This window comes from Propionispora vibrioides (assembly GCF_900110485.1).
Classification (GTDB): Bacteria; Bacillota; Negativicutes; order Propionisporales; family Propionisporaceae; genus Propionispora; species Propionispora vibrioides.
Genome location: NZ_FODY01000008.1, coordinates 48,991 through 66,455, shown reverse-complemented (window position 1 = coordinate 66,455; position 17,465 = coordinate 48,991). Strand labels below are relative to the sequence as shown.

Genomic DNA, 17,465 nt, shown 5'->3' with positions numbered 1-17,465 from the left:
GCAAGACTCAAAATTTTTGAGCCTTGCCGTTTTACATTTTAGATTGAATAGGGGGCGGGCCTTGCGACTCTTACTACGCCCTCGCAGCAGCGCGAGCGCGAGGCAAAGATTAGTTTGCCTGTTTAAGCAGGCTCTTCAAGTCGTCCTCCGGTGTGCTGATCGGTTTGATGCTGAAGGTTTCCACCAGATATTGCAGCACATTAGGCGACAGGAAGGCCGGCAAGCTGGGACCGAGCCGCATATTTTGGATGCCAAGCGATAAGAGCGCCAACAGGTCGGCAACGGCCTTTTGCTCGTACCAGGACAGCACGATGGATAGCGGCAAGGAATTGACATCGGTATCGAAGGCATCGGCCAGCGCTGTGGCAATCCGGACGGCCGAATAGGCATCGTTGCACTGCCCGATGTCTAAGAGCCGCGGCAGACCGGCGACAGTACCGAAATCCAGCTTATTGAAACGGTATTTGCCGCAGGCCAGGGTCAGGATGACGCAGTCCTCTGGAACGAGTTTGGCGAACTCGGTGTAGTAATTGCGTCCCGGCCGGGCACCGTCGCAGCCGCCGATGAGGAAGAAGTGGCGCACCTTGCCGTCCTTTACTGCATTGACAATGGCTTCGGCATGGGATAGGGTGGCGTGGTGCCCGAAGCCGACCAGGATTTTGTGCGCTTCTTCATCTTCGGTAAAGCCACCTAACTCTAAGGCCTTATCGATGATTTCACTGAAATCCTTAGTGCCGTCAGGCTTGGTTTTAATGTTTTTCACACCTTCCCAGCCGACTACGTTGGTCGTAAAAATCCGGTCCTTATAAGTTTCCCGGGGGCGCATCAGACAGTTGGTGGTCATCAGGATACAGCCCGGCAGGTTGTCAAATTCTTTCTGCTGATTTTGCCAGGCCGAGCCGTAGTTGCCGGCCAGGTGTTTATATTTTTTCAGTCCCGGATAGCCGTGGGCCGGCAGCATTTCGCCGTGGGTATAGATGTTGATACCCTTTCCTTCGGTTTGCTCCAGCAGCATTTCCAGATCGCGCAGGTCATGACCGGAGATAATGATAAAGGGGCCCTTTTTGGGGTTGACATCAACCTGGTGGGGCGATGGGTTTTGATAGGTCGTCGTATTGGCCTCGTCCAGTACCTTCATGACTTCGACGCTCATATTACCTGTCCGCATAACCACACGAATCATGTCGTCCAGGGTGAGATTATCGTTGGTAGTGGCTTCTAACCCCTGGAAGTAGAAGTTGTCTACCTGGTCGCTGTAAAAGTTGATAAATCTGGCCTGATGACCGTAGGCGCTGATACCCTTTAGGCCGTACAGGACGGTGGAGCGCAGGGAACGGATGTCGGCGTCCAGGGTCTGGTCGTACATAATGCCCGCCTTGACCGCATCCTTGAGCATGGCCTCCTTGCTATCGCTCAGATTGTAGGTGGCTGCGTCGGGATAGGTTTTCTGCGGGGCCTGGCTGCGTAACTGTTCTTTTATTTTTTGCGATTCCTGCAGCCGTTTTACATGGACATCGACGTCGAAGTTGACGTTGGTCAGAGTGGTGAACAGGGAATTTTCGACAAACTTAACCACCTCTTTGTCAATCGGTTTACCTTGGTCGATCAGTTCCTTGGCATAGCAGGAGATACCCTTTAGCTGGTAAATCAGTAGATCCTGCAAATTGGCAATTTCCGGGGTTTTACCGCAGACACCGCCCTTGGTACATCCTTTGCCGCCGAAAGTTTGTTCACACTGGTAACAAAACATCGCATTGTCCAAACCGAATCGCTCCTTTTTAATATAGTTAGACCTTACTTTAACAGTAAGAAATCCTGGAGAATAAGTTAGAATTTTCAGTCAAAAAATCCTGCCGGTTTCACGATAAAATAAAAAATTTATCATTTTTTGCTGTCTTTGCCAATAAAAGCAGTTATAGCAAGATTACTATTCCCTGTTTTTTTATAATTATGATATCGATAGCAGATCCTTGCCTTTCACGGCTCAGCGGACAGTGACCGAGTCTGCCGGAGGCAACATAAAAACAGCAGGCTCTCCGCCAGGGAGGAGGCTGCTGTTGGAGCGGTCGATTTAGTTTTTGGCGGCCAGTTCAGTCCGCCTGACGAAGGATAAGGCGGCACCGATAGCGGCAAACAGGGCTCCCGCAAACAGGGCGGTGTGGTAGCCGGACAGAAAGGCGGCAACCTGCTGAGCCGCATCAGGCTGGGTAAAACCGGCCAGTGCGGCGGCCTGGCGGTTTTCGAAAATCGACACGGAGATGGCGATACCCGAAACCTGGCCAATATTTCTTACCAGCGAATTGAAGCCGCTGGCAATGCCCAGTTTTTCCGGCGGGACCGAACTCATGACGCTGTTGTTATTGGGAGATTGAAAGAGTGCGTTGCCTAAGCCCAGCGTAGCCTGAGAAAAGGCGATTTCCCAAAGCGAGCTGTGTTCGCCCAACAGGGTTAGCGAGAGCAGTCCCAGGGTAGTCACACTCAGCCCGGCGGTGCTGAGAAAAGCCGGGTTGATCCGGTCGGACAGATAACCGCTGACCGGGGCCAGCAGGGCCATTAAGAGTGGGAAGGGGGTCATCAGCAGGCCGACCTGCGAAGGACTTAGGTGCAGGATAGTGGTTAGGTAGAAGGGAAGCAGCATGGTATTGGAAAAAAGGGCCATGAAGGAAATCAGACCGGCGGCATTGCCGGACCAGAAGGCCCAAATTTTAAATAGGCTTAGGTCAATCATCGGAAAGGGGGCGCGTTTTTCGTGACGGATAAAGAGGGTTAAGAGAACAACGGCAGCGATAAACAAGGTAATGACTGTTTTGGACAGCCAGCCTAAATCCTCACCATGAATGATGGAGAGCAGAAAGCAGGTCATGCCGGCAGCGAACAGTATGGCGCCCGGGTAATCGAAGGCTTCGCCGGTTTGGCGGGCTTCCCGGGGGAGAATAATCTGGCTGGCGGCAAAACCGAGTAAGCCAATCGGCAGATTGACGTAGAAGATCGACTCCCAGCCAAACAGATCAACCAATACGCCGCCCACACTGGGGCCTGTCAGGGAGCCCAGCGCGACAATGGTTCCCACCATGCCGAGGGCTTGTCCACGGCTGGAGCTGGGAAAGGTGGCAGCCACAATGGCCGAAGCGTTGGCCATGAGCATGGCGGCTCCCACGGCTTGGATCACTCTGGCCGTGATCAACAGGGCAATGTGGCCGGCCAGGCCGCAGAGCAGCGAACCCAGGGTAAAAATGAGAAAACCGGTGGTATAGACCGAGCGGCGGCCGAGCATGTCGCCCAGACGGCCAAATAGCGGCAGCAGGCAGGAAATGGTCAGCAGATAAGCCGATACGACCCACTGAACCAGTGGCAGGCTGGAATCAAGCGTGGTCGAGATGCGGGGCAGCGCGACGTTGACAATGCTGGAATCAAGGGTTGCCATGAAAGTCCCTGTAGCGGTTACGCCAAACACCAGCCAGCGATAGTATGGTAAGGATGGTAAATTGAGCATAGTAATTTCCTCAAATTAGGCAATTTTTATCAGATATTTTAATCATAAGCCAGCTATGTAGGATTAGCAAGCGGATTATCCGGCAGGTTATGGTCATTAGATGTAAGATTTCAACAATTCTTTTGTTTGGTAATGGGACGTTTGTTTATCCGAAAAGCGGTGCCAACAGGCGGCTGATTATTTTTAGCAGGCTGATGCGCCGGTTATTCAGCAAACGGTTAGCCAGGGGAGTGCCTACGAGATCAATAAGGGTGTCCAGTTTGGCATTGTCTAAGGATTCTAGAAACTTCCGGAGTGTCAGGGAGTGGTTATAACTTTGGTAAATGGATTTGGCCGTTTTCTGGTAGCTTGATTGCCCGAGCAAATCCTGGGCAGCATAAATACCGGATAACATGGACGGCAATTGGCCAAAGCCCAGCGCCGGCATCATAGTTCCCAGGCAATTGCCGACAAAGAAGGTGTTGCCGATGCGGGGAATAGCGGAAATTCCCATCCGGTACTGGTGAATTTCAAACTGATCGGTGACTCTTAAATCTTGCTGAGTATCTTTACAGACCCGTTCGAAAAATTTGTCCCACAGCTTGTTCTGGCTTAGTCCCTGCGCCTCGGGATATTCCGGATAGGCTAAGGTAATGTTGGCTTCCTGGCCGGATAAGGGGATTAAGTAGCAATACCCTTTGGGAGCTATGGTGTTGTCAAGCCAGGCGGCCACTTCGCGCTGATTGAAGTTCCCGGCGACGATTGCCCCCTTTAAAGTAACAGCGAGACTGCTTTTTACTCGCTGTATTTCCTCGGTATACCTGAAATCGCCAACGGCCAATACAATATGAGTAAATTCTTTTAATATATCAGTATAGTCGTAGGGTGAGTTGAATAAGATTTTGGTCTTTAGTTGCCGGGCCAATTGGGACTCAAACGAGTTTTCCACCCTGCCCCGCAGATTAATAAAGCCTAGTTGGCCGGTTAATTGGGCTGTTTTATTTTCGGAATGCAACGTGAGTGCCGTAATATTGTTGGTGGGCTGCAGGTATATGCCGTAAGCTTCTGATAGCTGAATCAGCGGATCGCTGAAGGATTCTTCCAGCATAGGCAGTAGTATTTCTCCATTAACAAACCGGTCGCCGGCGCAGCGCCGATTATCTAAGATGGTGGGAGTGAGACCGTTTTTCTCCAGGGTTAATGCGCAGGCTAAACCCGACAGGCCGGCTCCCATAATTGCTATTTTCATAAAACCCCCCCAGCTATTTATTCATAGCATGGCCAACTATATGCAGAATATGTTCGGTGACTCAGGCGGCAGGGTGATTTAGCCGGAGATTTTCTTAAGTTACAGGAGTCTTGTTGATATTATTTTCTCAACAGGGGAAGGCTAAACCAAGTCATTCCATTAGCGGGAGGAAGCCATGAACAGTGATAGGCAGCGAAGAATACTACTGACAGGTTTGTTTTTAGCTCTGTTTTTTTCTTCTTTGGATCAGACGGTGGTGGGGACAGCGATGCCCCGCATTATTGGTGAGCTTGGCGGACTGAGTATTATGACCTGGGTGACCACTACCTATATGCTTACTTCGACGACAGTGGTGCCGATTGCCGGCAAGCTGGCCGACGTATACGGGCGCCGGCTGATTTATATAGCCGGATTATTGATTTTTATCGGCGGCTCGGCGCTTTGCGGGACCAGCCAGACCATGCTGCAACTCATTCTGTACCGGGCCTTGCAGGGGATTGGCGGTGGCATTATGATGCCTTTGGCCATGACGATCGTCGGCGATATCTTTCCGCCGGGCGAACGGGGCCGGTGGCAGGGCATCATGGGGGCGCTGTTTGGGTTGTCGTCGGTGGTTGGTCCGGCCATTGGCGGCTGGATTGTTGACTATGCCTCCTGGCAGTGGGTCTTTTACATCAACCTGCCGATTGGCTTTTTGGCGACAGCTACCATCTATATGGGTCTGCGCGATGAGAAACCGGTTGCCGGTCAGGTTCATATTGATTATGCCGGTATTTTACTGCTCATTATCGGAACTGTCTCTTTGCTGCTGGGGTTAAATATGGGCGGAGCCGGTTATTCCTGGCTGTCTTGGCAGATATTTGGCTTATTAGGCCTTTCGTTTGCCGCCTGGGCGCTCTTTCTTTATGTTGAGCAAAGAGCCCTGGATCCGGTGCTGAGTCTGGATTTATTTCAAAATAAAGTGTTTGCCGTTAGCAATATGGTCGGTTTTCTCATGGGCCTGGGCATGTTTGGAGCGTTGGCGTTTTTACCGCTTTTCTTTCAGGGGGTGCTGGGCATCAGCGCGACCGGTTCCGGCAATACGATGCTGCCGATGATGCTGGGCATGATGGGAACCAGTATTTTAGCCGGGCGCTATGCCACCAGGCTGCCGTTCCGAACGATTTACCTGGCCGGTATGAGCATTATGACGCTGGCCTTTTACCTGTTAAGCACCATGACGATTGATACGCGGCAATGGGCTGCTGCCGCGTATATCGCACTGCTGGGCATTGGCATGGGCCTGATTATGCCGGTGATTACCATTGCCGTGCAAAGCACGGTTGGTCCGAAACGGCGCGGGGTTGCCACTTCGGCGACGCAATTTTTTCGCAGTATTGGCGGCACGTTGGGAATGACGGTGCTCGGAGTGGTGTTTAACGGTTATTCCAATGCCATCATGGCGCAGGAATTTTTTCCGGCTATAAGCAATATGCCTATTGCCGCTAACAGTGTGCTGGCCGACTGGCTGGCGAAGGCCCGGACCGACCCCCACAGTATGTTTAATATCTTGTTAAGTCCCGAAACCTTGCAGCTCATTCCGGCAGAACTGCGTGACAGCCTGCTGCCACCGCTCAAGGGAGCGCTGGCCGAATCGCTGCAGGTGGTGTTCTGGGTGGCGGCACTCATTGCCGTAGCCGGCGTACTGGTAAGCCTGTTGCTTGGCAATGTCCGGCTGGAACAGCGGGATAAACAGAATGCCGCCCCCGATGCCGGGGCGGTGCTGCTGGCGGAAGGCATTGCGCCGGAAGTGGAGCTGGCAGCCGAGCTGGTGCCTGACCTGATTGACGGGGAACGGAAAAAAAGGCCTGAGGACTGTTCCAAGGAGCGGCGGCCAGACGAATAGCGCCTGGCCGTCGCCTTCTTGATAGAGAGGATGTTAACGGTATTCCGCCGCGAAGTCCGCCAGTTCTTTATTGAATTTGTCCCGCTCGTCCCGGAACAAGGCATGACCGCTATAGCAGAAGGGGATGAGCCGGGAATGCCTGATGCCCTGCTCTTGTGCTTCGCCCAAGGGGAAGTGGCAGACGCGGTCGTGAATGCCATGCAGGATCAAGGTGGGGACTTCGATGCTTTCCAGGTCGGAAAAAAGTTTTTCCTCGCCCAGCCAGGTGGTGGCCACGGCTGCCGTAGACCATAGGGCGGCCTTTAGCCCGAGCTGGAAAAACCAATCAGCGAAAGGCTGGGTGACATATTGAAAAAAGAACATGTCGCCAAAATCCCGCAGCATCGCCGGCCGGTCGGTATAGGTGTCCCGGATGATTTTTTCAATGGCTTCCCGCGGTAGACCATAAGGAAAGTACGGCCGTTGAATGAGACTGGGGGCCGCTGCCGCGCAAAGGACCAGTTTTGCCACGCCGTATCCTCTGTGGCGGGCCATGTAGCGGACGGCGATGGCGCCGCCGGTGGAGTGGCCGGCCAAGGTAACATCTTGTAACCCCAGTTGGCGGATTACGCCGTAGACGTCATCGGCCAGCCGGTTATAGTCGTAGCCGTCAGCCGGCTTATCGGAGCGGCCGAAGCCCCGCTGATCAATGCCTACGCAGCGAAAGCCTTTCTGGATCAAATAGGCAAACTGATATTCAAACATGGTATAATCGGCAGGCCAACCATGCAAAAAGACAATGGTTTCACAGCCTGCCTGGTTTAAGTCCTCTACATAGAGCTTGACGTTTTCTTCAACTTTTACATAGCATCCCATCGCCTGGCTCCTCCTGGCAGTTAAACTGCCTTTTTATGAGTAGCCTATTCCTTTATTGCCCAAAAGGTGACATAATATAAAGGGAAAGTCTGGCATTGCGCGACTGCCCGCCGATAAAGAAAAATAAAATATTTTGCCATTATTTATTTTCTGCGGTCAGGGTACTTGCGGTGCCGGGCATTTTACAATACAATATTTTGCTATAAGAGGTGTGTGCGTCTGCCGGTCACGGTTAGTACGGCATTCCTGTTGCTCTTATTGTAGAATATGTTTATTAGGAGGTTGATCAATGTTAAAACGGTTATTAACAGGTAAGACTTTGCTGTTCTTGCTGTTGCTGGCTGCTATGGGCATAACGGCCGGGTGCGGCGATACGGCCGGTGATTCCATCAAAATCGGTATGGTTTACGAACTGACCGGCAATACGGCATCTTACGGCACTTCGGCGGCCAATGGCGCTAATCTGGCCTTTAAGGAAATCAATGCCAATGGCGGGGTATTGGGCAAGAAACTGGAAATTATCACAGCAGACAATAAAGGAGAACCTTCCGAGTCGGCTAACGCCATGACCAAAGTAATCACCCAGGACCGGGTAGTGGCGGTAACCGGTTTCACTGTTAGCTCCTGCGGCATTGCCGGGTCGGTGGTTGCCGAGGACAATAAGATTCCTTTTGTGGCAGCGGCCACAGTAAATCCCAAGGTAACGGTTGATGAAGCAACAGGCAAGGTGAAAGACTATACGTTCCGGGCTTGCTTTATTGATTCCTTCCAGGGAACGGTAGGCGCCAATTTTGCCTGGAATAGTCTGAAGGCGAAGAAAGCCGCGATCATGGTGGATAATTCCAGCGATTACAGTAAAGGGTTAGCCAAGGTATTTAAGAGCGTATATACCGAACGCGGCGGCCAAATCGTTTCCGAAGAGGCTTACCTGCAAAAAGATCAGGATTTTAAAGCTACTCTGACTACCATAAAAGCACAAAATCCGGAAATCATCTACATACCAGGCTACTACGAAGATGTGGGCAAGATTGTTAAACAGGCGCGCGAATTGGGCATCACCATACCAATCCTGGGCGGCGATGCGTGGGATTCACCCCGGTTGGCTGAACTTGGCGGGGCGCAGGCATTAAATAACACGTATTTTACCAATTTCTATTCCGTGGAAGACAAAAATCCGGTTTCCAATTCCTTCGTGGAAGCTTACCAGAAGGAATACGGGCAAGTGCCTGACTCCATGGCCGCTATGGGCTATGACGCCGCTCGCTTATTAGTGGATGCCATCAAACGGGCTAATAGCACTGATGCCAATAAAATCCGCGAAGCGCTGGCAGCTACGAAGAACTTCCCCAGTGTAAGCGGTGAGATGAACCTGAATGAAAGCCATGATGCTGTTAGAGGCGTGGTCATCATTGAGATGAAAGACGGCAAGCAGGTCTACAAGGAAACCATCAAGCAATCCTGAGCTGCCGTAACTAAGTAAATCCAGACTTTTTTTTACTGCCTTAGATGAAAAAGAATCATGTGACAAATGATTCTTTTTCATGCCGAGTCTAAGAGCATGAGAGAAATGAAGAGAATACTTGTAAGACGATTGAAAACTACCTGTTTAGGCATGTTGCCTAAGCAGGTAGTTTTTTTGCAGTTGACTGGCAAAAAGTACAGTTGTCTTTTATAATAAATGTTATTATAATTAATAATATTAAGATTAATAATAAATAGCGCAGGAAGAAATCTCCCTGCCTATACGCTGGTCCGGGCGGCTATATGGATGCGCCAGGCTGTTGCGTTAACTAAAAGGGAGGATATATATGAGTAATAAATTCTTTCAATCCAAAAAGAAACTGGCAGCTTTCGTCGGCGTTATCGGCGTGGCCCTGCTGGGTGGGGGAAGTTGGTGGTGGTATAACTATGCAGGTACGGTATCCACCGATGATGCCAGGGTTAAAGGTACCATTGTGACCGTAGGCGCCCGGGTTTCGGCGCGGACAACCGAACTGCTGGTCAATGAGGGAGATCAGGTAACGGCCGGACAGGTTATCGCCAAACTGGATACCAAGGAATTAGCGGCGCAGGTTGATCAGGCTAAGGCCAATTTGGCCGCTGCCCAGGCTAAGCTGGCAGGACTGCAGGCCGGAAGCCGTCCACAGCAGGTAGCCCAGGCGAGTGCGGCCGTTGATTCGGCCGAAGCGAATGTAACCAACGCGGAAAAAGCCTACGAACGGACCAAAGCTCTCTATGATCAAGGCGCCGTGGCGGCGCAGCAACTGGATGCCGCCTGGACCGCCCTGACGGTGGCGAAGGCGCAGTTGGCTTCCTCCAGTCAGTCGGCCAGTCTGGTGGCCGAAGGCTCCCGGCAGGAAGACATTCAGGCAGCACAGGCCCAGGTAGACCAGGCGGCGGCCATGCTGCAGAATGCTCAGCTCCAATTGGAAGATGCCACGATTGTAGCCCCTATTTCCGGTGTGATTGCTCAACGGGCAGTTAATTTAGGGGAAAGCGTGGCAGTAGGCCAAGCCTTATTCAATATTGTCGATGCCGACGACATTTGGGTCGCGGCCAATATTGACGAAACGTATATCGGCAAGGTTCATGACGGGCAGGCAGTGCATTTTACGGTAGACGCTTTTCCCGGCGTGAAGTTTACCGGCCTCGTGCAGGAAGTGGGGGCGGCAACCGGTTCGCAGTTTTCCCTGTTGCCCAATGAAAATACCTCCGGCAACTATACCAAACTTACGCAGAAACTGCCTGTAAAGATAAGTATTGCCAAAACCGACAATACTCAGTTAAAACCGGGCATGTCGGCTGTAATTAATGTAAACGTCCGGTCTTAACAGAGGTGATGATGATGGAACAAGCAACAACACAACCCAATAAATATATGGTGCTTTTGACCGTTACGCTGGGCACCATGCTGAGCTCCTATGTCAGCAGTTCGGTCAATATTGCTCTGCCGAATATGATGCAGGTATTTGGTTTTACGATGGATTCGGTAGTCTGGGTTTCTCTTTCCTACATGCTGCCTTACGGTTCGATTTTACCGATTACCGGTAAACTGGGCGATCAATTTGGCCGGAAACGCATGTATTTGACAGGACTGGCCATTTTTACAGCGGCTACCTTGCTGGTCGGTATGGCCTGGAGCAGTACAGCGCTTATCGTGTTCCGGGTCCTCCAGGGTATCGGGGCGGGGTTGCTTTTCCCAAACTCTATGGCTCTGGTGTCTGATGCTTTTTCTCCGACCGAACGGGGGCAGGCCTTAGGCCTGTGGGGCGCTCTGGCGGCCGGGGGCAGTGCCCTTGGTCCGACCCTGGGCGGGCTTATTGTGGAATATCTTGATTGGCGCTTGATCTTTTATTCCATTATACCGATATCGGCCATCGGCTTGTTATTAGGGACCAAGGTACTGCAGGAATCCAAGACCGGACAGAGCAAGGCTAAAATTGACTATGCCGGCGGTGCTTTGCTGGTAATCAGTTTGATTTGCCTGATGCTGGTGCTTAATCAGGGCTCGGATGAAGGCTGGACATCCTTCTATATTCTGGGCCTGGCGGCCGTAGCGGTACTGTCTATGGCGGCATTTTTCGTGGTAGAACAGCGAACGGCTGTACCGATGGTGGAGTTGTCCCTGTTTAAAAATGTTACGTTTACCGTTTCCAATATCGTTGGCTTTCTGTCCTTTATGGCCATGTATGGCGGGTTGTTTCTTCTGCCGTTTTATCTCCGCAATGTTCAGGGCTTTACCGCGATTAAGGCGGGGATATCCATGCTGCCGCTGACGCTCTCCATGATTTTGCTGGCGCCCCTGGGTGGCCGGCTGGCCGGGCAATACGGCTCAAGAATACCGGCGTCCCTGGGAATGTCCACGATGGCGCTGGCCCTATTTTCTTTCCGCCTGCTCGATGCCCGGACGCCATACTCGCATATTGCGGTGACGCTTGTTTTCATGGGAGTCGGACTGGCTTTGACCATGTCGCCGCTATCGAACGGGGTTATGGGAACATTAACCAAAGATAAACTGGGAGTCGGGTCCGGTGTGTTTAACCTGTTTAAAAATGTTGGCGGAAGCGTGGGTGTTGCGATTATGGGGACTTTACTGGACACCAGGCAACTGGTGCACGGCGCAACCTACCGGAATTATCTGGACAGCGGGTCGCACCTGGTAACTTCCACGTTGGCGGCGCTGCAGAATAACTTCATTCTGGACGGCATGTCGCCGGCGGCAGCCAAGCTGCTGGCTTTGAGCAGTCTGCAGGGGATGGTTTCTCAGCAGGCGGCAGTGGCCGCTTTTGACGATGTGTTTCTGATTACCGCCGTATTGTGTGCGGCAGGCATTCTGCCGGCACTGTTCATTCGTGATACCAAAAGTCAACCGGCTGAGGAAAAATCCGGTAAGCTGCCGGAGCAACTGCCCTTGCCGGATAGTGTATAAAACAATTTGGTTCATAGCCAAAGAGTCAAGACGGGAATTTTCGGCTTATGCCGGAACTCACGTTTTGGCTCTTTTTGATTTATATTTTGCAATCATCAGGGAATAGTAAGCAAGTATAGTCTTTTCCGGATACTTGTTGCGGACGATGAAAATCGGATGAAAAGGCTGTAAAAGCGGAGGTGCAAACCATGAGGTTTGGCATTGTAGGGCCTATATCAAAAGATACGATTAACCGGGCGCCGGGAGAAACGACAAGCAAGTTCGGTGCCGTTGCCTATAGTGCAACCGTGCTGGCCAAGCTGCTGGAAAGTGCGGAAGATGATATCCTTTGTCTGTCCCACGTGGCGGCAGCCGACAGGGAAGCGGTGTTAGCGCTGCTTGATTTCCCCAATATCCGGCTTTGCGGTTTGGACGGACCGGCGAATAGGGGAACCGAAATTGAGCTGCAGTACCTAAACCAGCATGAGCGAGTCAGTAAGCAGACACAGGTTATGACGCCGGTTTCCTTCGCAGAAATGGAACAATTGACCGACCGGGATTATGTTATATTGATGCCGTTAAACGATACGGATATTCCCTTGGCAACAGTCAAGCGGTTCCGGCAAAGCTCGGAGGCGACTATATTCCTGGATATTCATGGCCTGCTTACCGGAGTCGACCATTCCGGCAAACGGTATAGAAAACAGTGGGCTAAGGAAGCGGAATGGCTGCAGGCGATTGATATTTTAAAAATGAACGAGCACGAAGCATCCTGGGCTGCGGGCCGCAGTCTCGGCACGTTTCCGGAGCATTTGGATTATGCCGTCAGGATGGTGCAAAGCGGGTTGACGGCTTGCTGGATTACCTTTGGCAGCCAAGCCTCTTTGGTTGTCTGGAAACGGCAGCAGCGATTGTTCTGGGCCAAAGTACCGGTCAGTGATACAGGGCAAGTGGTGGATACTATTGGCTGCGGTGACGCCGCGTCAGCCGGCTTCATTTATGCCTATTCCAGGCTGCAGAGTCCGATTATGGCGGTAGTAATGGGTAATTTGCTTGGCTCGGTCAAGGCCTCCCTGTATGATGCCAAAGGCTTTCCCACCAGGCTGGAAGCGCAGGACATGCTGTATCGGCATTACCGTAGTTATTTTCACAGCTTGCTTGATGAGGTTTTGTCACAGCAGCATGTCATTGTACACGAAATAAAAGAGGGGGATCGGGATGAAAATTTTATGTACAGCCCAAATGGGAGCAGCTACGATCATGGGTCAGGCCATGAGAGTCATAGCCATCGCTAAGACTTTGCAGCGGCGGGGCCACGACGTAAGGTTTATCGCTGCAGGCAAACTGATTCCGGTAATACGGAATTTTGGTCTTGACGTACTGGAAGCTGACAATATGCCGGATATACAACATACAGGCACGTTACAGGATTTGAAAGCAGAACCGTCTGAAGCGACGCTGACCCAGATGAAGGAACTGCTGGAAAAGATGGTGGAACTGGAACGCACTATGGCAAAAAAGGTCTGCCCTGATCTTATTGTAAGCGGCACGGTTAGCGGTGCCACCGTGGCCCGTTCGCTGGGGATCCCCTCAGCCCTGGTCTTTTTGCAGCCGCATGGACAAAAGACTGTCCAGATGGTCAGTAAAGTTATAAACCGTAAGGGAGCAGCGGAGAAACAAACCGGAACTTCCCTGCAAAGCATGTTGGGGGCAGCCGACCTGATTATCATGGAGGGAATGCCGGAGCTTGGCGGAGACCTGGCAATGGATTTTTTCGGGGCCGGGCTGGGGGAGATAAAGGAAAAGATCCGCTTTTGCGGACCGCTGCTGGTGGAGTCGCCGGACCAATTGCCGGACCGGTTTTTACTCAAGCAAAAGCATCTTGGCAACGGAGAACGAAACCTGGCCTATATAACCATAGGTGGCGGGTCGCCCTTGATTGGCGAGCAGTTTTTGGCGACCGTATTAAAAGCACTGCAATTAACACCCGATATTACCGGCGTTGTAGCCACCGGTCTTGCCATATCGCCGAATACCATTAAAGCATACCGGCCGCCGGTCAATGCGATGGTTAAAGGCTTTGTACCGGGGACTGAGCTGATCAAAGCCAGTGATGTAACGGTTTTTCATGGCGGCTCTTCCACGCTGATGAGCTGTATTGCCTGTGGCAGTCCGGCCGTAGTGATACCTTCCATGGGTGAGCAGGAGGATAACGCTGCTGTCATGGCCCGGTTTCAGGCCGGCATCGTGCTGGAGAAAGCTTCATTAACGCCGGACAAGCTGGCAGAGGCCATGCGGACCGTCATCCGGTCGGAGTCATACCGGACAGGGGCTCAGGCGCTCAAACGGCTGGGGGACGCATACGGCGGCGCAGAGGAAGCCGCCAATTGGGTCGAACAGCTTGCGGGAGGGGTACAGCGATGAAAGCCGTAATTTTAGCTGCCGGCCGCGGTTCCCGGCTGAGGCCGATTACCGACTATATACCCAAGCCCTTGGTACCGCTGCAGGGGAAACCGCTTCTGGAGTGGATTCTTCTTGGGTTGGCAGCCTACGGTATCCGGGAGTACGTGATAGCAACCAGTTATTTGGCAGAACAGATAGAAAACTATTTTGGTGATGGGAAGCGGTGGGGAGTTGAGATTGCCTACAGTCGCGGCAACGCGCCGGCCGGAAAGGCCGGCGAAGTATGGCGGTGCCGCGAGCTTCTGGCCAAGGAGCCCCGGTTTCTGGTTGTGCCCGGCGATACGCTGTGTCAGCTCGATTACTGTGAATTTATGGATTTTCATACCCGGACGCAAGGGGTGGTTTCTGTGGCCTTATCCAGCCGCTACCGGCTGGAGGTGGGCGTGGCCGAGGTGGATAAGGCGAACCGGATCACCGGATTTTTGGAGAAAGCAAACCTGGATCGTCCGGTAAGTACGGGAACTTATTTATTGGAGCAAAGCATTTTTCCTTATATCGAAAGATTTGCACCGGAGCAACAGGAGGTGGATTTACCGGCCCAGGTCTTTCCTGTTTTGCTGCAGGAGGGAAAGGGCGTGTACGGTTTTGTACGGGACTATGCCTGGTGGGATATTGGCAGGGTCAATGATTATGAGGCGATTGCCCACTTGCCTCCTCATGAGGCCCAGGCCGTCCTGGCTCCCGGCAGCTCGATAAACCAAAAAGAAGGCCGGCAGACTTAAGGAATATAAATTAAGTCTGACAGCCGGGAAGCGCCACAGTTGGTTAATAGTATTTTTAAGGTTTGCAGGCTGTTCCAAAGGCGGGTTAGTTTAAGGCGCAGCCAAAAGTGGAAAAAGGTGTGAGGCAGTTCAAAAACGGGAATCCGGTTTAAGGTATAGAAATTGGAATTTGTCCTGTCCCGTCCCAGGTTGATCGTAAAAGCGGCCCGGTAGCCGGTCTGTTTGGTTAGCTCAATTACCTGATTGTTGTAAAAGCCTCCCGGATAGGCCAGATAGTCCACTTTTTTTTGTAAATGCTGCTCAATTGCCTTTCGGGACCGGGTAAGCTGTGCGAGCACCTCGCTGTCCGAAGCTTTGGTCAGCATAATATGTGTTGCCGTATGCGACTGAAACTGAATGCCGCTGCCGGCCATTTCTTTTATCTGCTGCCAGGTCAGATATTGGCTGTTATGATCGACAAAATCGGTAATGAGAAAAATGGTGGCGGTAAAATTATATTTTTTTAGGATAGGATAGGCTTCCTGATAATTGTCTTCATACCCGTCATCAAAGGTAATCAAAACGGGATTGGACGGCAGTGGTTTACCGTATTGCAGATAGTCCAGCAATTGATCAGGTGTGATAGAGTTGTAGCCGGCTTTGGCCAAATAAGACATTTGGGCGTCAAATTCCTGCGAGCTGATTGCCAATAAGACATGGCTTTGGTTATTTACCTCATGATAGTTCAGTACGGGAACTCCGGGAACAAAGAAGAACAGATAAGCGACTCCGGCTGTAATGAGAGCAAGGCTGCCGATAGCAACGTATAAAAGCAGACGTTTCATGTAACTGCGCGGTCCTTTCCATAAATAAGTAGGGAATCATTGTTTCTGTATCATTTAATTCAACAAGACCAGGGACATTCCTGTCGAATTCTCCTGGCAATTTATCGGAATTAGTAGAAAGAAAGATGAAGTGAAGGCTTGATAAATGATATGACAATATTGCCTATTTCATGTAATAAAGGCTACAATAGAAAAGGAACAGTTATATGCGGTTTCGAAGCGAACGAAGCCTAGGAGGAGGATAACATGGAAAGGTCCAAGGTTTATTTTTCCAATTTACGGGCAACCCAGAATATGAACTTGCTGCAGAAGTTGGAAAGACTGATAAAAAAAGCGGGTATTGAGCAGATTGATTTCAAGGAAAAGTATGTAGCCATTAAAGTGCATTTTGGTGAACCGGGGAATTTGGCCTATCTGCGCCCCAATTATGCGAAAGTCGTGGCCGATGTGATTAAAGGCCTGGGGGGCAAACCCTTTCTTACCGACTGTAATACGTTATATGTGGGCCGACGCAAAGATGCGTTGGAGCATCTGGACGCTGCCTACGAAAATGGCTATAATCCTTTTACCACCGGCTGCCAGATTATTATCGGCGATGGCCTGAAGGGCACCGACGAGGCCTATGTTCCGGTTCCTGCCGGTGAACATGTGAAGGAGGCCAAAATTGGCCGGGCGGTAATGGATGCCGACGTGGTCATCAGTTTAAACCATTTTAAGGGTCATGAGCTTACCGGCTTTGGCGGTGCGTTGAAAAATATCGGCATGGGCTGTGGCTCCCGGGCCGGGAAAATGGAAATGCATAGTGAAGGTAAACCGCGCGTGATATCGGCCCAGTGCGTGGCCTGCGGTGCCTGCCTCAAAATCTGTGCCCATGGTGCTATTTCCTTCCAGGATAAGAAGGCAAAAATTGACCACACGCGCTGCGTTGGCTGCGGACGATGTATTGGGACCTGCCGGTTCAATGCGATTGGGGCGGCATGGGATGAATCCACGGATATCCTGAACAAGAAGATTGCCGAGTATACCTGGGCGGTATTGCATGACAGGCCGCATTTTCACATCAACATGGTTATTGATTTGTCGCCCTTCTGCGACTGCCATGCTGAGAACGATGCGCCGATTCTTCCCGACATCGGCATGTTCGCTTCCTTTGATCCGGTTGCCCTGGATGTTGCCTGTGCCGATATGGCCAACCAAGCGCCGGCCCTGCCTGACAGCTATCTGGCCGAACAGATGAAGGACCGGCCAGAGGACTGTGCGGAAAAGGATCACTTCTGTGTGACTCACCCGGAAACTAATTGGCGGTCCTGTATGGACCATGCCGAAAAAATCGGTATCGGTAAAAGGGCCTATGAACTGATTAAAGTATAGGGCAGGCGTGGCTGCCGTCCTGTATTATGGACTCCCGGATGTTATTATCCGGGGTCTTTTCTTTTTTAGCAGACGGGGAACTGGCTGCTTAAGTGAGGCTTGGGGAACAGTAGTGCATAGTGTGCTAAACTAGGCAGGCTGCCGCACAAATAAGTCCTGGTTGGCAAAAGGGAATGGATCGGACAGGAAGAATTACTGATGTAAGTGGGAATCTGG

Annotated in this window: 13 protein-coding genes; 8 read left to right on the top strand and 5 right to left on the bottom strand. The window is 51.6% G+C overall.

Translation table 11 applies throughout. From position 1 onward, the window contains the following. Positions 1 to 109 precede the first annotated feature (109 nt). From hcp to BMW43_RS08525, 3 genes are all read right to left on the bottom strand, one after another. On the bottom strand, positions 110 to 1,762 hold the full coding sequence (hcp, locus tag BMW43_RS08535; protein WP_091745759.1) for a hydroxylamine reductase: 1,653 nt from the start codon (positions 1,760 to 1,762) through the stop codon (positions 110 to 112). A gap of 309 nt (positions 1,763 to 2,071) precedes the next feature. Beyond that, positions 2,072 to 3,493, bottom strand: coding sequence for an MFS transporter (locus BMW43_RS08530; RefSeq protein WP_091745756.1), 1,422 nt, complete (start codon positions 3,491 to 3,493; stop codon positions 2,072 to 2,074). Between the two features lie 145 nt (positions 3,494 to 3,638). Then, a complete protein-coding gene (locus BMW43_RS08525) occupies positions 3,639 to 4,721 on the bottom strand; it encodes an NAD(P)/FAD-dependent oxidoreductase (protein WP_091745753.1) in 1,083 nt (360 codons plus the stop codon). Positions 4,722 to 4,896: 175 nt separating this feature from the next. Here BMW43_RS08525 and BMW43_RS08520 point away from each other — a divergent pair, with 175 nt between their 5' ends. Further along, positions 4,897 to 6,606 carry an MDR family MFS transporter gene (locus BMW43_RS08520; RefSeq protein ID WP_091745750.1) on the top strand — a complete coding sequence of 570 codons (1,710 nt, stop codon included), beginning with the start codon at positions 4,897 to 4,899 and terminating at the stop codon, positions 6,604 to 6,606. Positions 6,607 to 6,639: 33 nt separating this feature from the next. On the opposite strand, the gene BMW43_RS08515 is transcribed toward BMW43_RS08520, so the two are convergent. Continuing rightward, on the bottom strand, positions 6,640 to 7,461 hold the full coding sequence (locus tag BMW43_RS08515; RefSeq protein WP_091745747.1) for an alpha/beta fold hydrolase: 822 nt from the start codon (positions 7,459 to 7,461) through the stop codon (positions 6,640 to 6,642). A 289-nt stretch (positions 7,462 to 7,750) separates the two neighbouring features. On the opposite strand from BMW43_RS08515, the gene BMW43_RS08510 reads away from it, so the two are divergent. The 6 genes from BMW43_RS08510 to BMW43_RS08485 all read left to right on the top strand — a co-directional run bounded on the left by BMW43_RS08510 (position 7,751) and on the right by BMW43_RS08485 (position 15,054). Beyond that, complete coding sequence (locus tag BMW43_RS08510; RefSeq protein ID WP_091745744.1) at positions 7,751 to 8,923, top strand: ABC transporter substrate-binding protein; 1,173 nt, start codon at positions 7,751 to 7,753, stop codon at positions 8,921 to 8,923. Between the two features lie 346 nt (positions 8,924 to 9,269). Beyond that, positions 9,270 to 10,292 carry an HlyD family secretion protein gene (locus BMW43_RS08505; RefSeq protein WP_091745741.1) on the top strand — a complete coding sequence of 341 codons (1,023 nt, stop codon included), beginning with the start codon at positions 9,270 to 9,272 and terminating at the stop codon, positions 10,290 to 10,292. Between the two features lie 14 nt (positions 10,293 to 10,306). Beyond that, positions 10,307 to 11,890, top strand: a complete 1,584-nt coding sequence (locus BMW43_RS08500) for a DHA2 family efflux MFS transporter permease subunit (RefSeq protein ID WP_177173516.1) — start codon at positions 10,307 to 10,309, stop codon at positions 11,888 to 11,890. A 188-nt stretch (positions 11,891 to 12,078) separates the two neighbouring features. Continuing rightward, positions 12,079 to 13,164, top strand: coding sequence for a PfkB family carbohydrate kinase (locus tag BMW43_RS08495; protein ID WP_091745736.1), 1,086 nt, complete (start codon positions 12,079 to 12,081; stop codon positions 13,162 to 13,164). After that, positions 13,088 to 14,293, top strand: a complete 1,206-nt coding sequence (locus BMW43_RS08490) for a glycosyltransferase (RefSeq protein ID WP_091745733.1) — start codon at positions 13,088 to 13,090, stop codon at positions 14,291 to 14,293. The genes BMW43_RS08495 and BMW43_RS08490 overlap by 77 nt, the downstream gene beginning before the upstream one ends. Continuing rightward, positions 14,290 to 15,054: a nucleotidyltransferase family protein gene (locus BMW43_RS08485; RefSeq protein ID WP_091745730.1), complete on the top strand. Its 765-nt coding sequence runs from the start codon at positions 14,290 to 14,292 to the stop codon at positions 15,052 to 15,054. Before BMW43_RS08490 ends, BMW43_RS08485 begins: the two co-directional genes overlap by 4 nt. On the opposite strand, the gene BMW43_RS08480 is transcribed toward BMW43_RS08485, so the two are convergent. Beyond that, positions 15,051 to 15,878 (bottom strand): polysaccharide deacetylase family protein, encoded by an 828-nt coding sequence (locus BMW43_RS08480; RefSeq protein WP_091745728.1) that lies wholly within the window; start codon positions 15,876 to 15,878, stop codon positions 15,051 to 15,053. The genes BMW43_RS08485 and BMW43_RS08480 overlap by 4 nt on opposite strands. Positions 15,879 to 16,124: 246 nt before the next feature. Here BMW43_RS08480 and BMW43_RS08475 point away from each other — a divergent pair, with 246 nt between their 5' ends. Further along, the gene (locus BMW43_RS08475) at positions 16,125 to 17,249 is read left to right on the top strand and encodes a DUF362 domain-containing protein (RefSeq protein ID WP_091745725.1); all 1,125 of its coding nucleotides are present in this window, start codon (positions 16,125 to 16,127) and stop codon (positions 17,247 to 17,249) included. Positions 17,250 to 17,465 lie beyond the last annotated feature (216 nt).